Origin of the sequence: Streptomyces sp. SID12488 (genome assembly GCF_010548275.1) — a bacterium.
Classification (GTDB): domain Bacteria; phylum Actinomycetota; class Actinomycetes; order Streptomycetales; family Streptomycetaceae; genus Streptomyces.
Genome location: NZ_JAAGLT010000003.1, coordinates 1 through 22896, shown reverse-complemented (window position 1 = coordinate 22896; position 22896 = coordinate 1). Strand labels below are relative to the sequence as shown.

The following is a 22896-nucleotide window of genomic DNA, read 5'->3' as shown; positions in this document are numbered from 1 at the left end:
ACGTGGGCGAACGCGGAGAGTGAACCGAGCCGCAGAACGGAACACGGATACGGCTACAGCCACAGCCACAGCCACAGCCACGACTATGGCTACGCGGCCAGCCGCTCGGCGACGGCGACGGCCTCCTCCAGGCTGTCCACCACGGGCACGCCCACCTCTTCGAGGCTGGCCCGTCCGTGGGAACCCCCGGTGTAGAGCACGGCCCGCGCACCGACGTGCAGGGCGGCGACGGCATCGTCGGCCGCGTCCCCGATGACCACAGTGCGCGCGGCCTCGACGCCGGTGAGCGCACCGAGGTGACGCACCATGTGCTCGGCTTTGCTCCCCCCGGAGGGCCCGGTACGCCCGTCGACGCGAACGAAGTGTGGCTCGATCCCGAATCCCCGGACCAGCGGGACGAGGTCGGCATGCCCGTACATGCTCAGAATGGACTGACTGCGCCCCGCCGACTGCCACCCGGCCAACAGATCCCGCGCACCCACGGCCAGCTCACAGGCCACCCGGTGCTCCGCGTAGTACCGGTGGAAGACGTCGTCCATGACAGCCCACTCGGCATCGGTGGGCAGCCGCCCGAGCAGCCGCTCGTAGAACCGCGGCACCGGCACGCAGTACAGCGCCCGGTACTGCTCCAGCGTGATCGGCTCCAGCCCCAGCTCGGCGAACGCGGCGTTCGTCGCCCCTATGACGGCATCGGTGTCATGAAACAGGGTCCCGTTCCAGTCCCACACGATGTGCGCCACTCCGTACTTCCCCATACCAAGAAAATACCTCTCACCCCAGCGCTCCTCCAGCGTAGGCGGTACCCCTTCGGCACCGGCCGGCACCATTCAGCCCGTCCGGCGATTGAGGACAAGCGCGTTCAGCGCGAAAGGGGGGTCTGGGGGCGCAGCCCCCAGGAACAGGATGGGACGGGTAGGGGCGGCGGGGGCGAAACAACCCACCGCGCATCCCAGCTCACCCCAACGAATTCACCAGGTTCGGAATCTCCTGCGTGGCATACCAGAGCAGCTCATGATCCTCAGCCCCGTCCACCGTGAACTGCGCATCGTCATCCCCCCGATCCGCCGCCCCCAACGCCGCCGCAGCCGCCGCGACATCCCCCTCCGCATCCCCGGAGTCGACATGCACGGCCGCGGCCTTCCCCAACGACACAGCCCCACCGACCCGCACCTCACCGAGCGCACCCGGATCAAGCCCCCGGTCGGGGTCGGCGACCGCCACCCCGTCCGCGACCTCGACGGCGACGACCACCCGCCGACGCACCACCCCCGGCTCCATCGCCAGCAGCCGCAGAGAAGCGAGCGCGGCCCGATTCAGCGCCGCGTACTCCAGTTCCTCGATGTCGTCGGACAGATACCACTCACGCAACGCGGGTGTGACGGCGTACGCGACGAACGGCCCCGCCCCCAACTCACCCGTCTTGTACGCCTCGGCAAGGCCCGGGAGGGTCAGAGGGACGTAGACGCGCATGGCTGACCGCTTTCGTAGTGGGCGTTTCCATGACCGGAACCAGCAAGCCCTCCGGCGCGACCAGGGGACGCCCCGGGAAGACCCTCAGGATACGTCGGGGCGTCCCCTTTCGAGTCCCCGCCCAGACCTCTCCGAGCGTCCACCCGACGCCTCGAAATTCACCCCCACCCCCCATCCCCACCAGGCCTTTCCCCTCCTCGAACCACCCGGATAAGTGAACCTCCGGACCCCCCGAACCGCACCCCGCCCTTCCTTGCACCCGGCCGGTCACTCCCCGTACAAGATCCCCACCAGAAAGTTACCGCCCGGTACCCACTCGGGCCTCAAGAACGGGGACATTTCATGAACAAGGTGATGACGAGGACGGTCCACCGCACGCCGTCCCGCCCGCCGGTACGCAGGGACACCCGCCGCCCCGGCAGCACCCCGCACCGCACCACCCCGGGCGGAGGCACCCCCCGCACGCCTCTCCTCCAAAACACCACCCCCACCGAACCCCGAGTCCCCACCCAGGGACGTGGACACGAACGTGGCCAGGGCCAGAGCCCAGAGCAGTACAGGACTGCACCGCCGCACCCCCTCCAGAAGCCCTCTCAGCCACGCCTGACACCCCCGCAGCCCCGACCCACCGACCTCTTCGCCGACCGCCTCCTGGCGGTCCTGAGCGGCGAACGCCCCGTCCACAGCATGCTCCGCCACACCGTGGGCCGCGCCTACGACGAACTGGCCTGGCTCGCGGAACGCGGCCCCCTCCGCACCCGCGGCACCCGCCCCGTCGTCCGCGACGTCGGCTACTACGAGCCCAGCCAAGGCGCACTGGAGGCCTTCGCCCGCATCGGCGCGGGCAACCAGCTCCGCGCGATGGCCTTCCGCCTGGAACTGGGCCACGACTTCCGCTGGCGCTGCACGGCGGTGGAACTGGGCGGCCCCCGAAGGCCCCACACGGCGGACGACTAGGCACCACCGCGGCAGTCCCCCGACCACCCGCACACGCCGAAGGGCCGGCCACCCTCGCAGGATGCCCGGCCCTTCACACAGCGACTACCGCGTACTCACTTACCTACTGCCTGCTTCTGACAGCCCATTTCTCAGGCCCAGCCCTTGCGGCCTACTTCTTACGGCTGGCTCCTTGCGGCTTACTTCTTGCGCCGCCGCCCGCTCCGCTGCTTGCGCCGCTCCGCGCGCGTGAGCCCGTCCGCCTCGGACCGAACCTCGTCGTCGTCCCCGACGAAGTCGCCCTCGACGATGCCACCCTCGCCGTCCACGGTCGGGGCGGAGAAGTGCAGCCGGTCCGGCCGCTGCGGAGCGTCGAGCCCCTTGGCCCGGATCTCCGGCCGGGAACCGGCGCTCGCCTGCGCCGGCACCGAGTCCTCGGCGCCCTTGTCCAGCGACGGCTTGGCGTCCGCGACCGGGAGCTCCTCGACCTGCTGCTCGACCTGGACCTCCAGGTTGAACAGGTAGCCGACGGACTCCTCCTTGATGCCCTCCATCATCGCGGTGAACATGTCGAAGCCCTCGCGCTGGTACTCGACCAGCGGGTCCTTCTGCGCCATGGCGCGCAGACCGATGCCCTCCTGGAGATAGTCCATCTCGTAGAGGTGCTCGCGCCACTTGCGGTCGAGGACCGACAGCACGACCCGGCGCTCCAGCTCACGCATGATCTCGGAGCCGAGCTGCTCCTCACGCGACGCGTACTGGTCGTGGATGTCGTCCTTGATCGACTCGGAGATGAACTCGGCGGTCAGCCCGGCACGGTCGCCGGCCGCCTCCTCCAGCTCGTCGACGGTGACCTTCACCGGGTAGAGCTGCTTGAAGGCGCCCCACAGCCGGTCCACGTCCCATTCCTCGGCGAAGCCTTCGGCGGTCTCCGCGGCGATGTACGCGTCGATGGTGTCGTCCATGAAGTGCTGGATCTGCTCGTGCAGGTCCTCGCCCTCCAGGACGCGGCGACGCTCGCCGTAGATGACCTCGCGCTGCCGGTTGAGGACCTCGTCGTACTTGAGGACGTTCTTGCGGGTCTCGAAGTTCTGCGTCTCGACCTGCGACTGGGCGGAGGCGATGGCACGGGTGACCATCTTGTTCTCGATCGGCACGTCGTCCGGCACGTTCGCCATCGACATGACGCGCTCGACCATCTGGGCCTTGAACAGCCGCATGAGGTCGTCACCGAGGGAGAGGTAGAACCGCGACTCGCCGGGGTCGCCCTGACGTCCGGAACGACCGCGCAGCTGGTTGTCGATCCGCCGGGACTCGTGCCGCTCGGTGCCGAGGACGTAGAGCCCACCGAGGTCCTTGACCTCCTCGAACTCCGCCTTGACCGCCTTCTCGGCCCGCTCCAGGGCGCTCGGCAGGGCCGCGGCCCACTCCTCGATGTGCTCCTCGGGGTCGAGACCGCGCTGCCGCAGCTCCGCCTCGGCGAGGTCGTCGGGGTTGCCGCCGAGCTTGATGTCCGTACCACGACCGGCCATGTTGGTGGCGACCGTGACGGCTCCCTTGCGGCCGGCCTGGGCGACGATGGTCGCCTCCCGGTCGTGCTGCTTGGCGTTCAGCACCTCGTGCTGGATGCCGCGCTTGGAGAGCTGCTGCGACAGGTACTCCGACTTCTCCACCGAGGTCGTGCCGACGAGGATCGGCTGACCCTTCTCGTGCTTTTCGGCGATGTCGTCGACGACCGCCTCGAACTTCGCGACCTCGGTGCGGTAGATGAGGTCGGACTGGTCCTTGCGGACCATGTCACGGTTGGTCGGGATCGGGACGACACCGAGCTTGTAGATCTGGTGGAACTCCGCGGCCTCGGTCATGGCCGTACCGGTCATGCCGGAGAGCTTGTCGTAGAGACGGAAGAAGTTCTGCAGGGTGATAGTGGCAAGGGTCTGGTTCTCGTCCTTGATGTCCACCCCTTCCTTCGCCTCGATCGCCTGGTGCATGCCCTCGTTGTAGCGGCGGCCGGCGAGGATACGGCCGGTGTGCTCGTCGACGATCATGACTTCGCCGTCGATGACGACGTAGTCCTTGTCGTTCTTGAAGAGTTCCTTGGCCTTGATGGCGTTGTTCAGGTAGCCCACCAGCGGCGTGTTCACCGACTCGTACAGGTTGTCGATGCCCAGCCAGTCCTCGACCTTGGCGACACCCGACTCGTGGATGGCGACCGTGCGCTTCTTCTCGTCGACGTCGTAGTCGCCGGTCTCCTCGAGACCCTTGAGCTGGTTGCCCGCCTCGCCGCGCTTGAGGCGTGTGACCAGCTTGGAGAAGTCGCCGTACCACTTGGTGGCCTGGTCGGCCGGGCCGGAGATGATCAGCGGCGTACGGGCCTCGTCGATGAGGATCGAGTCGACCTCGTCGACCACGGCGAAGTTGTGGCCGCGCTGGACGAGTTCGTCCTGCGACCACGCCATGTTGTCGCGCAGGTAGTCGAAGCCGAACTCGTTGTTCGTGCCGTACGTGATGTCGCAGGCGTACTGCTCGCGCCGCTGGGCCGGCGTCATGTTGGCGAGGATGCAGCCGACGCTCAGCCCCAGGAACTTGTGTACGCGACCCATCATCTCGGAGTCGCGCTCGGCCAGGTAGTCGTTGACCGTGATGAGGTGAACGCCGTCTCCGGAGAGTGCGTTCAGATACGTGGGCAGGGTGCCGACCAGGGTCTTGCCCTCACCGGTCTTCATCTCGGCGACATAGCCGAGGTGGAGCGCCGCGCCGCCCATGATCTGCACGTCGTAGTGACGCTGACCGAGGGCGCGCTTGGCCGCCTCGCGCACGGTGGCGAAGGCCTCGGGCAACAGGTCGTCCAGACTCTCACCGTCGGCGTACCGCTGCTTGTACTCATCGGTGAGGGCCCGCAGCTCGGCGTCGGAGAGGTCGACAAAGTCCTCTTCGATGGAGTTGACCTGGTCCGCGATGCGGTGCAGCTTGCGCAGGATTTTGCCTTCGCCTGCACGCATGATCTTTGAGAGGACGGACACGGGGCTTGGTCTCCTTGCCGGTCGGGCCTAGGACAGTCGGTTTCCATTGTCTTAGCTGAGCGACGGCCATCGTATGCGAGGACCCCGCCCAGCCGGGAGGCCTGCCGGTAGGACAGCCATAAGGAGAACGGCCGGGAGTCACGGATGGTGCCGCGCCCCACCCACGAATTGCGCGAATTGTGATCACGAACTCGCGGACGGCAAAAGGGATGGCGCCCTGATCCTCCCCCGAGCAGAATCGGCCGATGGACCCCGTCACACTCACCACGGCCCGTCTCCTCCTGCGCACGGTCGGCCCGCACGACACGGACGCCGTGTACGCGGCGGTGCAGGACCCCGACATCCAGCGCTGGACGACGATCCCGTCGCCCTACCTCCCCGAGCACGCGCACGGCTTCACCTCCCAGCTGGTGCCCGACGGCTGGGCCGACGGCTCGATGTTCACGTTCGGCGTCTTCCTCCCCGAAGGGGAGGAGCTGGTGGGCATGCTCGCCCTCACCATGCGCTCCCTGGGAATGACCGAAGTCGGCTTCTGGGCCGCCAAGCCCCACCGGGGCAACGGCTACATCACCGAAGCCACGATCACCGCCTCCCGGTGGGCCTTCACCGACATGTCCGTGGACCGCGTGGAATGGCGGGCGGAGGTGGGCAACACCGCGTCCTGGGCAACAGCACAAAAAGCCGGCTTCACCATGGAAGGCACCCTGCGCTCAGCGATCAACAACAAGGGAGTACGCCGCGACTGCTGGGTCGCCTCCCTCCTCCCATCAGACGTCGGCCTCCCCTCCACGGCCCCCTACCTCCCGCCCCCCACCCTCTGAGCCCCTCCCGCACTGCTTCCACAGCCCGGGCGACACCCCTCTGCCCCACGCGACGCCCCTCCAACGCGGGCCATACCTCTTCAGCGTCGGCCGCACCACCCAGCCCGTCCGGCGTTTGAGGACGAGGCCCCTTCAGGGCCGAAGCGGGGGTCTGGGGGCGCAGCCCCCAGGAACAGGATGGGACGGGCAGGGGCGGCGGGGGCGAAACTCCACCACCCCCAAAACCCCAGCTCACCCCCACTGTCAGTCCCACCCCCTATCGTGCGGAGGCATGACGAGCAGCCCGCCCCACACCAACCTCTCCGCCGACGAAGCCCGCCGCATCGCCCTACGCGCCCAGGGCTTCCTCACCACCCCCAACCGCAAAGCAGGCGTCCGCGGCATCCTCCGCCACCTCGGCGCGGTCCAGCTCGACACGATCTCCGTACTCGCCCGCTCCCACGAACTCATCCCGTACGCCCGCCTCGGCGCCATACCCCGCAAGAAAATCGAAGACGCCTACTGGAACCCGGCGCCGACGACTCCCCCAACCACCCCCACGCCCACCCTCGACCCCAACCAGAACCCCCACGCCAGCAGCCACCCCCACCCCCACGCCTTCGAATACTGGTCACACGCCGCCTGCATCCTCCCCGTGGAGGAATGGCCCCACTTCGCCTTCCGCCGCCGCGCCTACCGCTCCCGTCCCCACTGGAACCACGACCTCCCGCCCGGCACCTACGAGCAGGTCATCAAACAACTCCGCACCCAAGGCCCCCTCACCGCAACGGAGTTGGGCGGCGCGAAACGCACCAGCGACTGGTGGGACTGGTCCGGCACCAAGGTCGCTGTCGAACGCGCCCTGATGTACGGCGAGGTGGTGTGCGTTGAGCGCCGAGGCTGGAAGCGGGTGTACGACCTGGCCGAGCGCGCCATCCCGGACACCCTGCTGCACGACGAACTGGACGACGCCGAATGCCTGCGCCGTCTGGTCCGCCTGGCAGGCCAGTCCCTGGGCGTCGGCACCCGCGCGGACATCGCCGACTACCACCGTCTCAAGGCGGAACAGGTCGACGCGGTGATCGCGGACTCGGGCCTGGTCCCCGTCACGGTCGAAGGCTGGGGCAAACCGGCCTGGGCCGACCCGGCGGCCCTGGAGACACCCGCACGAGGCCGCCACCGCACGACCCTGCTCTCGCCCTTCGACTCCCTGATCTGGGAGCGGGCGCGCACGGAACGGATCTTCGGTTTCACCCACCGCCTGGAGGCCTACGTTCCCAAGCCGAAGCGCGTGTACGGCTACTTCGCGATGCCGGTCCTCGCCGGCGGCCACCTCGTCGGCAGGGTGGACCCCGCCCGGGAGGGCAACACCCTGGTGGCCAGACAGGTCACCCTGAACGGCCCGAAGGCGGTCCCAGCCGTGGCCCAGGCCCTGCTGGAGGCCGCAAGCTGGGTGAACTGCACAAACGTACGAGTGGAACGGATGGACGCCCCGGACCTACGCACCCCCCTGACAAGGGAACTGGCGCAGTCCCTCGCCTGACCCCCACCGGCCGTGCCACCGCCCGGCCACCGGGCCACCTGACCGCCCTACCGAATCTCGAGGATCTTCTCCCGCATCGCGTAAACCACCGCTTCCATCCTGGAGTGCAGCTGCAGCTTCTCCAGGATGTTGCGCACATGGTTCTTCACGGTGTTCTCGGAGATGAACAACTCCTTCGCGATATCGCGGTTGTTCATCCCGGTGGCGACCAGCTTGAGCACTTCCAGCTCGCGTTCCGTGAGCCGCGGCGCGGGCACCAGCCGCCGCTCGTCCGTCCGCTGGATCATCGACTTGAATTCGGTGAGCAGTTTCGACGCCATCGAGGGGCTGATCTGCGACTGCCCGTCGGCCACGGCACGAATGGCCGTGGCCACCTCGTCCGTGGAGATCTCCTTGAGGAGATAGCCGGTCGCACCAGCCTTGATCGCCTCGTAGAGATCGGCTTCCTCATCGCTGATCGTCAGCATGATGATCTTGGCGCTGGGCGCGACCTCCTTGATGGACGTGCACGCCTCGATCCCTCCGCGCTTCGGCATCCGTACGTCCATCAGGATGATGTCGGGCAGCAGATCGGCGGCCTTGTCGACCGCCTCCGCACCGTCCCCCGCCTCGCCGACGACCTGGATGTCCTCCTCGGCCGCGAGCACGATCTCCAGTCCACGGCGGAAGAGCGCATGATCGTCCACGACAAGGACCCTGATCGGCTCCTTGCGCGAGTTGCCCGCGTCCGGGCCCATGCCGGAGACGCCGCCATCGGCATCCTCGACCTGCATCGGTCCGAAGCTGTCCGCCATCGTTCCTCCCCCTGAAGGCTTTGGCCTGTGGTCCTGTGCCATCGCCAACCCAAGGCAACGACCCACCGGTTGAGCCGTTGCGGCCATGATTCCATGCCCGGGCGTCGGTGCGGTGACAGAGCGGGTCCCTGAGGGGGCGTACACGGGTGCCCCTGGGGGCGCACACGCGCTCCAGGGGCACCCGCTCAGCTGTCACCGGGGGTGGTCAGCCGCCCAGCGTGCCACCCGCCTCGGGGGCGTGCGCCTGGTGGGCGACCATCATCGGGTCCGTGTTGAGGTGGATCACGCCGTAGTCGTAGGCGTGCCGCCGGTAGACGACACTCGGTTCCTTGGTCTCGGAGTCGACGAACAGGTAGAAGTCGTGCCCGACCAGTTCCATCTCGTAGAGAGCCTGGTCGAGCGTCATCGGGGAGGCGACGTGGCTCTTCTCGCGGACGATGAGGGGACCTTCCCCCTTCACTTCCAGCGAGCCGATCCTCTTGACGGGCACGCCGTCCGCGTCTTCCTCGTGGACGGGGTGACCATTGCCGTTCAGCGTTGCCGCGTCCGGGACGTGGTCGGCGACCTCGGCGGCTGTGAGCCGGCCGGCGCCTCGGCGGGTGTAACGCTTGTCGTGCTGCTTGCGCAGCCGGGCCTCGAGCTTGTCCGCCGCGAGGTCGAGTGCCGCGTACGGGTCGCTTGCCGCTGCTTCCGCCCGGATCACCGGACCGCGGGAGTGGAGGGTGATCTCCACTCGGTCGGAGCGGTCGGCCTGCCGGGGGTTGGGCTCCTTGGACACCTCGACATCGAGGCTGATCACCTTGCCGTCGAGCTTCTGGATCCTGTCCAGCCTCAACTTCTCGGCAACGTGCTTCCGGAACCGCTCGGGCACCTCGGTCTTGCGTCCCTTGACGACGATGTCCACGCAGAACTCCGTTCCCGGATCGCTCCGCTTCAGTGGCGAAGCGTCTCCCTTTTGCACCAGGTTCCGGTGTACTCCGGAACCGCGGACTCGGTGACTTCCACCTCCTCCTCCCCCAAGGACAAGATCCCCACGCGGCCGGCTGGGGTGATTAAGCAAAACCCGCAGCACGGCATTCGGATTTTCGAGGTGTGGCCTGCGGCTTTCCCTCACAACCGAACATATCTCGCCCGGACGGATGTCGTCACCCTCTACTGGCGCGTACCTCCGTTCAAATGAATTGACCCTCTCACTACCTGCAACGATGCAAGTTCGCGCTCAGTTCCGGTTCATTTCGAAGGAATCAGGCGTCGCCGCGACCACAGCCGCGCAGATCATGCCTCCGAAGGCGCCCGTCGCCATCATTCCCGACGCTCCTGGCCTCCGCTCCGCACCCATGGCCGTGACTCCCGCGCGCTCCTGTCCTCTGCCTTCCCGCCCCGCCTCCGAGTACACGGCGTTTCTCATTACTCTCACGTTTCCCACCTCTCCCGACCGTTCCGCCCCCTTCGCCCCTCCCATCTCCCCACATCCGACCGCTTCCCGCACGGCACGCGCGGCCTCGGCCAGGGAGGCCCCGGTCGTCATCAGATCGTCGACCAGGACGACCGCACCCGCCCCGGCCAGCAGCCGCCCGCCCCCGGCGGCCACACACAGCGCGTCCGCGAGGTTGTCCAGCCGCTGCCGTGAGCTGAGGCCCGCCTGATCGGCCACCGCACGCCGCTGCCGCAGCACCGCCAGCACCCGGGCCGGCGTACCGGACCCGCGCAGAACACCCGCCGCGGCGAGGGCGATGCGCCGAGCCGGATCATGCCCCCGTGCCCGTACAGTCCGACGCGCGGACGGCACAGGCACGAGCAGCACGCCCGTACCGCCGCACAGGGCCCCGTCGAGCCCGGCCCGTACAGCTCCCGCCAGCGCCGTCCCGAGTGGTCCCGCGAGGGCCAGCGCGCCCCTTTCCTTGTGCGCGAGGAGTACCGCACGCACCTCGTCCTCGTACCGGGCCGCCGCATGCACGGCCGGCAGTCCGAGCGGCTCCGGCACCGGTCGCACCCGGTTCGGTGCGGCCCCGTTCAGAGCGGCACGGCACTCCGGGCAGAGCACCGTGCGAGGCCTTCCGCAGCCTCCGCACTCGGCCGGCAGCACCAGGTCGCCGAGATCCCGCCACCACCCCCGCATGCCCACCACTGTGCCAACACCTGCGCCACCCGGCCAGCCCTGTGGAAAACACCCTGTGGACAACTCCGCACGCCCCACTGCCGGCACCCGGAAACGCCGACGGCCCGCCGGACATCCGACGGGCCGCCACACTTCACTTCCACCCTGGTCCACGGGCCGAACCGGATACCCGGAGAGCCGTAGCCGTACAACCGGAAAGGCCGCTCACCCCGGATACACCGGAGCCGACCCCGCCCTGACCAGCTTCTGCCACTTGGACCCGGACAGCAGCCGCACGATCCCGTCCTCCTCCGAGTACGCCACCAGCGGCATCCTCTCGTCCTCGGAAGCGGCGATGCCCTTCACGCCGGTCAGCGCGGTCGGCGCCGACCCCACCGGTGTCGAGCCGTCGACCTGCACATATCCCATCTGCTGCACGCCGCCCTGCTCACGCCCGACCACCACGAGCCGACTGTCCCCGGCCCACGACATGGCGGTGACCTCCTCCAACTGCGGTGTCACGGACTGCAGTTCGAGAACCGACACGACCGGCCGCTCCCCGGTCTTCTGCCCCGCCGCCGTCTTCTGCTGAGGCGACCCGCCCGAGGCCGCCGCCGGCCGCTCGTCCCGCGCGATCCGTCCGACGTACAGGGACCGCTGACCGTCCTTCTCCACGATGAGCGCGATCCGTACCCCGTCGGCGGCCACCCGTACCGCTTCGATACGCCCGTCGAGCCCCGGAGTCCGCACCTCCAGCGGCTCACCCGCGCCCTTCTCCAGGAGCAGCAGCCGGGGCTTCCCGGGGTTGCGGTCGGCCACCCACAGGTCGCCGTCGCCGTCCCAGCTGGGTGTGGTCAGCCGGTCTGCCTTGGTCGCGCCCTGGCTGGTCAGCACGGGCTCACCGAGCGATCCACCGGACACCAGCGATGCGACGTAGAGCATGGCCCCGTCCGCCGAGACCCCGGCCGCGCTGTCCTCGTCGCGCGAGACCGCCGCGGACCGCAGTTGCTTCTCGCCCTCGCCGAGCGCGCCCGGCACCGGGGTGACGTCGGCGGCGGCTTCGAGGCTGTCGCCGGCCACGCGTACGAGGCGGTGCTTGCCGTCGATGAAGTACTGGAACTCGGGGTGCTGCACCACACCGCGCGCGGCGACGATCTCGGCCCGGTCCTTGTCGAGGAGGCACAGCTGGGTGCCGTTGGCGCGCTGCAGTGCGACCTCGTCGACCCCCGTGGGGGTCAGGTCCTGGAGCGTGTAGAGGAGTTGGGCCGCCATCTCGGTGCACTTGGCGGACCCGACCCGGCTCGCCTTGTCGTTGAGCGGCACCGTCAACCGGTTCTGGTCGTCGGGGGTCAGTGAGGTGACGCCCTTCTTGAGCGCCGTGCCGGTGGGGAAACTCGACCTGACCACCGGTCCCAGCCAGCGCGAGGGGCCCTGCAGCAGCGAACTCACCGTCTGCGTCATCGGGTCGACCTTCTTGCGGACGTAGACCGGATCGGCGACGGACACGGGCTGCCCGTCCGACTCCGTCGGCGTGTTCGACGCGAAGTAGTACTTGTTGACGGACGTGTAGTTGCGCAGGAAGTCCGACTTGCCCATGACGATGCCCTGCGGCAGGTCGTCGATGCGCCACTGCCCGCTCTTCTTCTCGCGCGTGAGGTGCAGTGTCTGTCTGTACTTCCCGTCGGCGGGTTCGTACGACTGTTGGGAGTCCAGCGTGGCGAACCGGTCGCCGGTCAGCGTGGACGTGTAGTCGTCGTCGGTGTCGTCCCGGCTGCCCACGCGCACGGGATCGGCGGTGGGCCCCCCGTCCAGCACCGTGGTCGACGCGTCGGGCCGCCACTGCTTCGCGGCACGCGCCGTCAGGTACTTGAGTGCGGTCTCATAGTGCGGATCGTCGCTGGTCAGAGCCTCCAGAAAGCCCTGGACGATCTGCCCCGGCGGGGCGTTGTCGTGGGGCGGCAGAGCGAAGACCCGTACCTGGGCGTCCTGCCGGGGCGTGGACTCGACTCCGCGCAGATCCCCGCTGTCGGGCATCGAGGCGCATCCGGCCAGCAGCAGGGCGCCACAGGCGGCGTACACCACCGCGCGAGCCGTTTCCCGCCGCCGACCGTCCCGCTCGCGGTCAGGGCCCACGAAATGCCTCCCCTTGCTCGTCCACACGCTCTTGCCCGGCATCCTCGGACACCGTGTCCGAGGGCTGCGACTCCGTACCGGACATACCGTCCAGCCGGGCGCCGCCGGCCGGGCGCGGCACCACGCGAGCGCCGTTGCCGGGCAGCGCCGTGGGGTCCGCGGTCGGGGCCGGGCCGACGAGCCTCGGCGCTATCGGCCGCTGTTCCGTGGCCGCGGTCTGCACCGGCACCGTGGCCAGCTTGTCGCCGCCCGCGTACGGCAGACCCGCGTCGTTGAGTCCCCGATGACGCCGTGAGTCCTTGGGCTCCAGCGGTATCGGTGAACCCCGCAGGTGCTCGTCGGCGGTGCGCGGCAGCGTCAGCCGGAACTGCGAACCACCGCCCGGCTCGCCCCACGCCTGCAGCCAGCCGCCGTGCAGCCGCGCGTCCTCCAGCGCGATGGACAGGCCGAGGCCGTTACCGCCGGTGGTACGCGCGCGTGCCGGGTCGGCCCGCCAGAAGCGGCTGAAGACCCGGGTCGCCTCACCGGGCTTGAGTCCGACCCCGTAGTCACGCACAGCCACCGCGACCGCACCGCCCGCGGCGGCCAGTTTCACGATGACGTCCTTGCCCTCGCCGTGCTCCACGGCGTTGACGACGAGGTTGCGCAGCACCCGTTCCACGCGCCGGGCGTCGGCCTCGGCCACGACAGGCTGCTGATCGCCGACGATCCGTACCGTCGTCCCCTTGCGCTCGGCCAGCGGCTCGGCACCGCTCACCACCCGCCGGACGACCTGCCTGAGGTCTATCGGCTCTGCCTCCAGCGCCGCCGCGCCCGCGTCGAACCGGCTGATCTCCAGCAGGTCCGCGAGCAGCGTCTCGAACCGGTCCAGCTGATCGGCCAGCAGTTCGGCCGACCGCGCGGTCACCGGATCGAAGTCCACGCGCGCGTCATGGATGACATCGGCGGCCATCCGTACGGTCGTCAGCGGCGTCCGCAGCTCGTGCGACACGTCCGACACGAACCGCCGCTGCATCCGCGACAGCTCCTCCAGCTGCTGAATCTTCAGCTGGAGAGTCAGCGCCATCTTGTTGAACGCCTCGCCGAGCCGCGCGATGTCGTCCTCGCCGGTGACCTTCATCCGCTCCTGCAGCCGCCCCGCGGACAGCCGCTCGGCGATCCCGGCCGCCATCCGCACGGGCGTCACGACCTGCCGCACCACAAGCCAGGCGATGGCCCCCAGCAGTACGACGACGAACAGCCCGGCCGTCGCCAGCGTCCCCTTGACGAGGCTCAGCGACTTCTCCTCCTGCGTGAGCGGGAAGATGTAGTACAGCTGGTACGGGTCGCCGTTCGGGTCGTCGACCTGCTTGCCGATGATCAGCGCGGGCTGCGACTCGCTGCCGTTGGTGTAGGTGATACGGGTGTAGCTCTGGGCCATCAGCGTGTTGTCATCGGCCTGCTCACGCAGCGCCTCGGGCACGCTCGCCGTCGGGTCAACCCCGCCGGAGGCACGCGGCCCGCGCCCGCCGCCGCTGTCGTCGGCCGCCGGACCGATCGGGAGCGTCACGACGTCGAAGGCACCCTGCCCGCCGCTGGACAGGGACTCCACCAGGTCGCTCATCCACTGGATGACGTTCTGCGCGGGTCGGCCGCCGGCGCCGGAACCGTCGTCCCCACTGGCGCTGGCCGCCGTGTCCGCCTTCTGCTTGGCCACCGCGAATCCGCCCGCGGCCTGGCTCTGCGAGGCCTTCACCTTGGCGTCCAGCAGGCCGTTGCGCACCTGGCCGATGACGACGAAGCCGAGCAGCAGGACGACACCGAGCGACATCAGCAACGTCGTGGCGACGACCTTGAGCTGGATGTTGCGCCGCCACAACCGCATGACGGGCAGCAGCGGCCGACGCACCCAGCGCATGAAAAGCCGAAGGACCGGGCTGCCCTGGACACCGCCCTGGAGCAGCCCGCCCTCGAAGAACTGCCGCCGGCCGGAGCCGGCCCTGCTCACCTTCTGCCGCCCGACAGGCCGCTCCGCACGCCCCCCGGAACGCCCGGGGGGCGAAGCGGCACTGTCCCCGGACATGTCAGCTCGGTCCTGCCTTGTAACCGACGCCACGGACGGTCACCACGATCTCCGGCCGCTCCGGGTCCTTCTCGACCTTGGAGCGCAGCCGCTGCACATGCACGTTGACCAGCCGGGTGTCCGCCGCATGGCGGTACCCCCAGACCTGCTCCAGAAGCACCTCACGCGTGAACACCTGCCACGGCTTGCGCGCGAGCGCCACCAGCAGATCGAACTCCAGAGGCGTCAAAGCGATCGACTGCCCGTCCCGCTTCACAGAGTGACCGGCGACATCGATGAGGAGGTCACCTATGGCCAACTGCTCGGGCGCCGGTTCCTCCGACCTCCGCAGCCGCGCCCGGATCCGGGCGACCAGCTCCTTCGGCTTGAACGGCTTCACGATGTAGTCATCGGCACCCGACTCCAGGCCCACGACGACATCGACGGTGTCGCTCTTGGCCGTGAGCATCACGATCGGCACCCCGGACTCCGCCCTGATCAGGCGGCACACCTCGATACCGTCCCGGCCGGGAAGCATCAGGTCCAGGAGCACCAGATCGGGCTTGGACTCACGGAAAGCGGCCAGCGCCTTGTCGCCGTCAGCTACGAAAGACGGCTCAAAACCTTCACCACGCAACACAATGCCGAGCATCTCGGCCAGTGCGGTGTCGTCATCGACGACAAGGACTCGTCCCTTCATAAACGACATCATCCCATTAACTAAATCGTTACCTGTCGTGACCTGTCACACAGCTCTGCCAGCGACGCAGCCGTCACGGGCGACACAACGCCCGCTTCGGTGACGATCGCCGTCACCAACTCGGGAGGCGTCACATCGAACGCCGGGTTGTACGCCTGGGTCCCCAGGGGTGCCACCGGAATTCCGCCTCCCGCTTCCGCTCCCGCCACCGGCACCTGAGGCGCGGCGATCTCCGTCACCTCATGCCCGGCACGCTGTTCCACCTCGATGGACGCCCCGTCGGGGGTGTCCGGATCCACCGTCGTCAACGGCGCCACCACGATGAACGGCACGTGGTGGTACCTGGCCAGCACGGCGAGCGGATAGCTCCCCACCTTGTTCGCCACCGAACCGTCGGCCGCGATCCGATCCGCGCCGATCAGTACCGCGTCCACCTCCCCTGCGGCGAACAGAGAGCCCGCCGCGTTGTCCGTGAGCAAGGTGTACGCCATTCCGCTGCGCGCCGCCTCATAGGCCGTCAGGCGAGCACCTTGCAGCAACGGGCGCGTTTCGTCCACCCAGAGCCTGCGCAGCCGCCCTGACCGGTGCGCCGCCAGCGCCACCGCGAACGCCGTTCCCTCACCACCCGACACCAGCGACCCGGTGTTGCAGTGCGTGAGTACCCGGTGCCCGCCGCCGGGCAGCAACTCGTCCAGCAGCGCCAGCCCGTGCACGGCCATCCGCGCACTGGCCTCGGCATCCTCCCGGTGCAGCACCCGCGCCGCGACGAGCGCCGCCCCCGCTGCCTGCTCCCGGTCACCGGTCCGGGCGAGCTCCTCCTGGTACGCCTCCCTCGCCCTGCGTACCCCGACACCGAGGTTCACGGCGGTGGGCCGGGCCTGCGCCAGCGCGACGGCGGCCTCGTCCACGTCGAAGCCACGCGCGGCGGCGAGCGCGACACCGTACGCCCCCGCGATACCGAGCAACGGCGCCCCGCGCACGGCCAGCGAACGGATCGCCGCCACCAGCGCGGGCGCGTCGGTACAGACCAGCTCGACCTCCTCGACAGGCAGTCTCGTCTGATCGAGAAGGACAAGCACCGGACCCTCGGGAGGTTCCTCCCAGCGGATCGCCGGTATCTCGGTGGGCCGGTTGTCCTCGCGGGATTGCGCGTACTGATCAGCCATCCACCCAGTCTGCCCCTTCTCCGCCGGACAATTGAAGGTGCCCAGCCCATACGGGGGCTGATCCCCCCGCGCGCTCCCCATGACACGATGGCTGCCAACCTGCCGCGAACGCGGACGGGCACCGTGAAGGAGCGACGATGAACGACACTCCGGGCTGGGCCTCGCCCGGATCTGCCCCCTCCGAAGGGCAGCAGCCCGGCGCGTCCACCCCCGCCGACCACCCCGGTCCCGCGGAACCCGCGGACCAGCCGCGCCCCGACACGACCGGCTCCGGCCCGAAGTGGTCCACGGAACAGCCGCCACCCGCCCAGTGGTCCGCTCCCACCGGCCCCCGGGGCCCCGGCCAGGGGCCGCCCCCACCGCCGCCTCCCGGCCCGGGCTGGGGCGGCAACCACCCAGGCACCCCGGGCGGATACGGCGGCCCCGGAGGACACGGCGGATACGGCCCGCCCGGCGGCCACCCCGGCTGGGGCGGCAACTGGGGCGGTCCCCCGCCCGCCGCCAAGCCCGGCGTGATCCCGCTGCGCCCCCTCGGCGTCGGCGAGATCCTCGACGGCGCCGTCTCCACCATGCGCGCCTACTGGCGCACGGTGCTGAGCATTTCGCTGACCGTCGCGGTCGTCACGGAGATCGTCGCCGTCCTCGTCCAGGGACTCTTCCTGGACGACAGCACGAGTGCCGACACCCTCAACAGCTCGAGCGCAAGCCTCGACGAGTTGAGCCGCGCCATGGGAGACGCCCTGCTCGGCTCCGGCGTCATCTTCGTGATCTCCATGATCGGCACCGTCATCGCGACCGCCCTGCTCACGACCGTGACCAGCCGCGCGGTACTCGGCAAGCCCGTGACCATCGGCGAAGCCTGGCGGGACGCCCGCCCGCAGATCCCGAAGCTGTTCGGCCTCATCTTCCTGCTCATGCTCACCGCCGTCGCGATCGTCGCCGTCGGTACGGTTCCGGGCATCGTCGTGGCCGTCTCGGCTTCGGAGGACGCAGGCACGGGGCTGATCGTCCTGGGCGCCCTCGGCGCGTGCGTCGTCGTGCTGTGGCTGATGATCCGCTTCTCCCTGGCCTCGCCTGCGCTGATGCTGGAGAAGCAGAGCATCGTGAAGTCGATCAGCCGCTCCGCGAAACTCGTCAGTGGCTCCTGGTGGCGGGTCTTCGGCATCCAGCTGCTCGCCTCGATCATCGCGGGCGTCGTGTCGTCCATCGTCGTCCTCCCGTTCACCTTCGTCGCCGGCGCCCTGACCGGAGACGGCATCAGCGGTCTCCTCGACGGCACGGGCACCTTCGGCTGGACGTTCCTCGTCGTCAGCGGCATCGGCTCGGTGATCGGCTCCATGATCACCTTCCCCATCACAGCGGGCGTGACCGTGCTCCTCTACATCGACCAGCGCATCCGCCGCGAGGCACTCGACCTCGACCTGGCCCGCGCCGCCGGCGTCCAGGGCTCCGGCGCCCCGGGCGCCACCCCGGGGAGCTGATGCGGTGAGCCTGACGGGGGGATTTCTCACCACGGTGCCGACGCTGCCGCCCACCGCCGAAGCGGCCGTACGAGCCCTGCTGCGAGCCGGCAGCAGCGCCGTACTGTCGCTGGCGGCCGACGACCCGCCGGTGACGCTCCCGCGTGATCCCGCGCGGGAGGCAGCCCGGCGCGAGCTGTCCAAGCGCATGTACCACCAGAACGACCCGAGCCCGCTCGAACGGGCCATGGACGCCTTCTGGGACTGGCTCGACAAGGTGTTCAACTCGACCTCGACCGCGACCCCCGGAGGAACCGTCGGACTGGTGGTCGTCGTCCTGGCCGTCGCCGCCGTGATCGGCGCCCTGTGGTGGCGCCTCGGCATCCCACGCACCGGCCCCACCTCCTCCGCCGTGCTCTTCGACGACCGCCCCCGCAGCGCCGCCGAACACCGCGCCGCCGCCGAGGCACAGGCCGTCCAGGGCCACTGGAACCAGGCCGTCCAGGAGCGCATGCGTGCCGTCGTCCGCTCCCTGGAGGAACGCGCGCTCCTCGATGCCCGCCCCGGCCGCACCGCCGACGAGGCAGCCGCGGAAGCCGGCCGCACCCTGCCCGCGCACACCGACCGCCTGCGCACCGCGGCCCGCGACTTCGACGACGTCACATACGGCGGACGCACCGCGACCCCGCAGATGTACCGCCGGCTCACCGAACTCGACGACGACCTGGAGCGCACGAAACCGGTCCTCGTGAACAGCAGCAGCGCCACCGGCACGGCCCCCAACTCCCGCCAGGGAGCCGCCCAATGACCACCGAGGCCACGCTCCCCACCTCCACCTCGCCCACCGCCGGCCAGGTGTGGACCCGCGCGCGAGGCGTCGCACTCGGCGTCGTCATCCTCCTCGTGGGTGCCATCGCAATCGCCGTGATCAACTCCGGCACCCGGCGCGGCGGCCTCGACCCACGTTCCGCCGACCCCCGCGGCAGCCGCGCCGTCGCCACGCTCCTCGCCGACCGGGGCGTGTCCACGCGCGTGGTGACCACCCTCGCCGAGGCGAGCAGCGCTGCCGACGCGGACACGACCCTCCTGATCGCGGCCCCCGACCTGCTGACCGACCATCAGCAGGATCAACTGCACGCGGCGACGGCGACCTCCGGCGGACGTACAGTCCTGGTCGCCCCGGGCGGTCCGTCCGTCGGGACACTCGCCCCCGGCGTCACCGCCGACCCCGCGCTCAGCTTCCACTCGAAGCTCTCCCCCGACTGCGACCTGCCCGCCGCCCAACGCGCGGGCACCGCCGACACGGGTGGCTTCCGCTACGACACCACCGCCACCGATGCCGACGCGTGCTACCCCAGCGACGGCCTCCCCACCCTCGTACGCGTCCCCGCGGTCACAGGGAACGGCGACACCGTCGTGCTCGGCGCACCCGACATCCTCTACAACGACCGTCTCGACGAGTACGGCAACGCCTCGCTCGCCCTCCAACTGCTCGGTTCCCGCCCCCACTTGGTCTGGTACCTCCCGTCGCTCTCCGACGACACGCGCATCGACTCCGGCGAGCGCAGTTTCTTCGACCTGCTCCCTTCGGGCTGGCTCTGGGGCACCCTGCAACTCTTCTTCGCCGCAGTTCTGGCCGCCTTCTGGCGGGCACGCCGATTCGGCCCCCTCGTAGCCGAACATCTTCCGGTGGCGATCCGCGCCTCCGAAACCGTCGAAGGCCGCGCCCGCCTCTACCGCAAGACCAACTCCCGCGACCGCGCGGCAGGCGCTCTTCGCTTCACCACCCGCACTCGCCTCGCCCCCCTCGTAGGCGTCCCCGTCACCCAGGCGCACGCACCCGAGTCCTTGCTCCCCGCCCTGTCCGCCCAGCTCCAGAACCACAGCGACGGACAGGCCCTGCATGCCCTCCTCTTCGGCCCGCCGCCCGGCGACGACGCCGCCCTCATCTCCCTCGCCGACCAACTCGACGCCCTCGAAAGAGAGGTACGCCGTCCATGATGTACCCGACCACTGACAACGCCGGGATCACCGGGAACCCGGGCACCGCCCGGGCCTCCCTGGAAGCCCTGCGCGCCGAGATCGCCAAAGCCGTGGTCGGCCAGGACCCCGCCGTGACCGGCCTCGTCGTCGCCCTTCTCTGCCGCGGACACGTTCTCCTCGAAGGCGTCCCCGGAGTGGCCAAGACGCTGCTCGTCCGGGCACTCGCATCCGCGCTCGACCTCGACACCAAGCGCGTCCAGTTCACTCCGGACCTGATGCCGAGCGACATCACAGGCTCCCTCGTCTACGACACGCGCAGCGCGGAGTTCTCCTTCCAGCCGGGCCCGGTCTTCACCAACCTCCTCCTCGCGGACGAGATCAACCGCACGCCCCCGAAGACCCAGTCGTCACTCCTGGAAGCCATGGAGGAACGCCAGGTCACCGTCGACGGCACCCCCCGCCCCCTCCCCGACCCGTTCATGGTCGCGGCGACCCAGAACCCGGTCGAGTACGAGGGCACGTACCCCCTCCCCGAAGCCCAGCTGGACCGCTTCCTCCTCAAGCTCACGATCCCCCTCCCCTCCCGCGAGGACGAGATAGACGTCCTCACCCGCCACTCCGAGGGCTTCAACCCGCGCGACCTGCGCGCCGCCGGCGTACGCCCCGTGGCAGGCCCGGCAGACCTCGAAGCGGCCCGCACGGCCGTCGCCGAGACGACGATCTCCCCGGAGATCACCGCCTACGTGGTGGACATCTGCCGCGCCACCCGCGAATCCCCGTCCTTCACACTCGGCGTCTCCCCCCGAGGCGCCACGGCCCTCCTCGCGACGTCCCGCGCGTGGGCCTGGCTGACAGGCCGCGACTACGTCATCCCCGACGACGTCAAGGCACTCGCCCTGCCCACCCTCCGCCACCGCGTGCAACTCCGCCCGGAGGCCGAGATGGAGGGTGTGACGGCCGACTCGGTCATCAACGCGATCCTCGCCCACGTCCCCGTCCCCCGCTGATGGCACTCACCGGCCGCGCCGCGCTCCTGGCGGCCCTGGGCTCGATCCCCGTCGGTATCTGGGACGCCGGCTGGACAGGCTTCTTCGCAGTCAACGGCTCACTGGCAATCGCCTGCGCCTGCGACTTCGCCCTGGCAGCACCGGTACGCCGCCTCGGCCTGACACGCTCCGGCGACACATCCGTACGCCTGAACGAATCAGCAGACGTCACGCTCACGGTCACCAACCCCTCCGGCCGTCCGCTCCGCGCCGGCCTACGCGATGCCTGGCCCCCCAGCAGCTGGCAGTCCGGCACCGAGGTCGAGGCCTCCCGCCACCGCCTGACGGTCCCCGCCGGCGAACGCCGCCGCGTCACGACACGCCTACGCCCCACCCGCCGAGGCGACCGCCATGCCGACCGCGTGACGATCCGCTCGTACGGCCCCCTGGGCCTCTTCACCCGCCAGGGCAACCACCGCGTTCCCTGGACGGTACTCGTCCTCCCCCCGTTCACCAGCCGCAAGCACCTCCCGTCGAAGCTCGCCCGCCTGCGCGAACTCGACGGCCGCACCAGCGTCCTGACCCGCGGCGAAGGCACGGAATTCGACAGCCTGCGCGAGTACGTGCCCGGCGACGACACCCGTTCCATCGACTGGCGCGCCACAGCCCGCCAGACCACCGTCGCCGTACGCACCTGGCGCCCCGAGCGCGACCGCCACATCCTTCTGGTGCTCGACACCGGCCGTACGTCAGCGGGCCGCGTCGGCGACGTCCCCCGGCTGGACGCCTCCATGGACGCGGCCCTCCTCCTCACAGCCCTGGCTTCCCGCGCGGGCGACCGCGTGGACCTCCTCGCGTACGACCGCCGGGTACGCGCCCTGGTCCAGGGCCGAGCCGCGGCCGACGTCCTCCCGTCCCTGGTCAACGCGATGGCCGGCGTGGAACCCGAACTCATCGAAACGGACGCCCGCGGCCTCACGGCCACCGCGCTCCGTGCAGCCCCCAGGCGCTCCCTGATCGTCCTACTCACCAGCCTGGACACGGCCCCCATCGAAGAGGGCCTGCTACCCGTCCTCCCTCAACTGACCCAGCGCCACACGGTCCTCCTGGCCTCGGTGGCAGATCCGCACATCGCAGCCATGGCAGCAGCCCGAGGAAACACAGAAGCGGTGTACGAGGCCGCAGCCGCCGCCCAAGCACAGACGGAACGTCACCGAACCGCCGAACAGCTCCGCCGCCACGGCGTCACCGTCGTCGACGCGACGCCGGACGAACTGGCGCCGGCACTGGCGGACGCATATCTGGCACTGAAAGCCGCAGGACGTCTCTGAACAGGCCTCTCCCCCTCGGGGGAGGCACTGGGGAGAGACACCATTTCAATTAACCGTAAAACGCAGAAAAGCCCTGTACCGGTGAACCCGGTACAGGGCTTTTCGCAATATTTGTTCGGCGGTGTCCTACTCTCCCACAGGGTCCCCCCTGCAGTACCATCGGCGCTGTGAGGCTTAGCTTCCGGGTTCGGAATGTAACCGGGCGTTTCCCTCACGCTATGACCACCGAAACACGGTGAAACACATATCAACCGCACCACCCCCGTGACCAAACAAGGGGTGGGGTTGTTCGTGGTTTCAGAACCAACACAGTGGACGCGAGCAACTGAGGACAAGCCCTCGGCCTATTAGTACCAGTCACCTCCACCCGTTACCGGGCTTCCAGATCTGGCCTATCAACCCAGTCGTCTACTGGGAGCCTTACCCCATCTA

18 protein-coding genes and 2 rRNA genes are annotated in these 22896 nt (G+C 69.6%); 8 read left to right on the top strand and 12 right to left on the bottom strand.

The features are described from left to right. Nucleotides 1–89: 89 nt before the first annotated feature. Both G3I56_RS06265 and G3I56_RS06260 read right to left on the bottom strand, forming a co-directional pair. The gene (locus G3I56_RS06265; RefSeq protein WP_164407876.1) at nt 90–755 is read right to left on the bottom strand and encodes an HAD family hydrolase; all 666 of its coding nucleotides are present in this window, start codon (nt 753–755) and stop codon (nt 90–92) included. Between the two features lie 199 nt (nt 756–954). After that, nucleotides 955–1470, bottom strand: coding sequence for a hypothetical protein (locus G3I56_RS06260; protein WP_164407875.1), 516 nt, complete (start codon nt 1468–1470; stop codon nt 955–957). Between the two features lie 342 nt (nt 1471–1812). On the opposite strand from G3I56_RS06260, the gene G3I56_RS06255 reads away from it, so the two are divergent. Continuing rightward, on the top strand, nt 1813–2427 hold the full coding sequence (locus G3I56_RS06255) for an Rv3235 family protein (RefSeq protein ID WP_164407874.1): 615 nt from the start codon (nt 1813–1815) through the stop codon (nt 2425–2427). 179 nt (nt 2428–2606) lie between these two features. On the opposite strand, the gene secA is transcribed toward G3I56_RS06255, so the two are convergent. Beyond that, a complete protein-coding gene (gene secA, locus G3I56_RS06250; RefSeq protein WP_164407873.1) occupies nt 2607–5429 on the bottom strand; it encodes a preprotein translocase subunit SecA in 2823 nt (940 codons plus the stop codon). 245 nt (nt 5430–5674) lie between these two features. Here secA and G3I56_RS06245 point away from each other — a divergent pair, with 245 nt between their 5' ends. Both G3I56_RS06245 and G3I56_RS06240 read left to right on the top strand, forming a co-directional pair. Then, nucleotides 5675–6250 (top strand): GNAT family N-acetyltransferase, encoded by a 576-nt coding sequence (locus tag G3I56_RS06245; protein WP_164407872.1) that lies wholly within the window; start codon nt 5675–5677, stop codon nt 6248–6250. Nucleotides 6251–6521: 271 nt separating this feature from the next. Further along, on the top strand, nt 6522–7772 hold the full coding sequence (locus tag G3I56_RS06240; RefSeq protein ID WP_164407871.1) for a crosslink repair DNA glycosylase YcaQ family protein: 1251 nt from the start codon (nt 6522–6524) through the stop codon (nt 7770–7772). 47 nt (nt 7773–7819) lie between these two features. Here G3I56_RS06240 and G3I56_RS06235 read toward each other — a convergent pair whose 3' ends face one another. The 7 genes from G3I56_RS06235 to mtnA all read right to left on the bottom strand — a co-directional run bounded on the left by G3I56_RS06235 (nt 7820) and on the right by mtnA (nt 16704). Beyond that, nucleotides 7820–8566 (bottom strand): response regulator transcription factor, encoded by a 747-nt coding sequence (locus tag G3I56_RS06235; RefSeq protein ID WP_164407870.1) that lies wholly within the window; start codon nt 8564–8566, stop codon nt 7820–7822. A gap of 205 nt (nt 8567–8771) precedes the next feature. After that, nucleotides 8772–9503: a ribosome-associated translation inhibitor RaiA gene (gene raiA, locus G3I56_RS06230; protein ID WP_164408182.1), complete on the bottom strand. Its 732-nt coding sequence runs from the start codon at nt 9501–9503 to the stop codon at nt 8772–8774. A 282-nt stretch (nt 9504–9785) separates the two neighbouring features. Beyond that, nucleotides 9786–10685, bottom strand: a complete 900-nt coding sequence (locus G3I56_RS06225) for a ComF family protein (protein ID WP_164407869.1) — start codon at nt 10683–10685, stop codon at nt 9786–9788. 204 nt (nt 10686–10889) lie between these two features. After that, nucleotides 10890–12797: an LpqB family beta-propeller domain-containing protein gene (locus tag G3I56_RS06220; RefSeq protein ID WP_164407868.1), complete on the bottom strand. Its 1908-nt coding sequence runs from the start codon at nt 12795–12797 to the stop codon at nt 10890–10892. Then, the gene (gene mtrB / locus G3I56_RS06215) at nt 12787–14859 is read right to left on the bottom strand and encodes an MtrAB system histidine kinase MtrB (protein ID WP_164407867.1); all 2073 of its coding nucleotides are present in this window, start codon (nt 14857–14859) and stop codon (nt 12787–12789) included. Before mtrB ends, G3I56_RS06220 begins: the two co-directional genes overlap by 11 nt. A 1-nt stretch (nt 14860) precedes the next feature. After that, nucleotides 14861–15550 (bottom strand): two-component system response regulator MtrA, encoded by a 690-nt coding sequence (mtrA, locus tag G3I56_RS06210; protein ID WP_189148219.1) that lies wholly within the window; start codon nt 15548–15550, stop codon nt 14861–14863. 8 nt (nt 15551–15558) lie between these two features. After that, entirely contained in the window at nt 15559–16704 is a 1146-nt protein-coding gene (gene mtnA, locus G3I56_RS06205) for an S-methyl-5-thioribose-1-phosphate isomerase (RefSeq protein ID WP_164407866.1), read from the bottom strand. 137 nt (nt 16705–16841) lie between these two features. Here mtnA and G3I56_RS06200 point away from each other — a divergent pair, with 137 nt between their 5' ends. From G3I56_RS06200 to G3I56_RS06180, 5 genes are read left to right on the top strand one after another with little or no spacing between them, the layout of a single operon-like run. Beyond that, the gene (locus G3I56_RS06200; RefSeq protein ID WP_164407865.1) at nt 16842–18185 is read left to right on the top strand and encodes a glycerophosphoryl diester phosphodiesterase membrane domain-containing protein; all 1344 of its coding nucleotides are present in this window, start codon (nt 16842–16844) and stop codon (nt 18183–18185) included. Between the two features lie 4 nt (nt 18186–18189). Then, complete coding sequence (locus tag G3I56_RS06195) at nt 18190–18972, top strand: DUF4129 domain-containing protein (RefSeq protein ID WP_164407864.1); 783 nt, start codon at nt 18190–18192, stop codon at nt 18970–18972. Continuing rightward, on the top strand, nt 18969–20165 hold the full coding sequence (locus tag G3I56_RS06190) for a DUF4350 domain-containing protein (RefSeq protein WP_164407863.1): 1197 nt from the start codon (nt 18969–18971) through the stop codon (nt 20163–20165). The genes G3I56_RS06195 and G3I56_RS06190 overlap by 4 nt, the downstream gene beginning before the upstream one ends. Further along, the gene (locus G3I56_RS06185) at nt 20165–21154 is read left to right on the top strand and encodes a MoxR family ATPase (RefSeq protein ID WP_203689385.1); all 990 of its coding nucleotides are present in this window, start codon (nt 20165–20167) and stop codon (nt 21152–21154) included. The genes G3I56_RS06190 and G3I56_RS06185 overlap by 1 nt, the downstream gene beginning before the upstream one ends. Next, entirely contained in the window at nt 21154–22464 is a 1311-nt protein-coding gene (locus G3I56_RS06180) for a DUF58 domain-containing protein (RefSeq protein WP_164407861.1), read from the top strand. Before G3I56_RS06185 ends, G3I56_RS06180 begins: the two co-directional genes overlap by 1 nt. Before the next feature lie 113 nt (nt 22465–22577). Here the strand turns inward: G3I56_RS06180 and rrf are convergent. Next, a 5S ribosomal RNA gene (gene rrf, locus G3I56_RS06175) occupies nt 22578–22694 on the bottom strand. Between the two features lie 97 nt (nt 22695–22791). Continuing rightward, nucleotides 22792–22896: ribosomal RNA gene (locus G3I56_RS43155) — 23S ribosomal RNA — on the bottom strand; the annotation flags it as partial.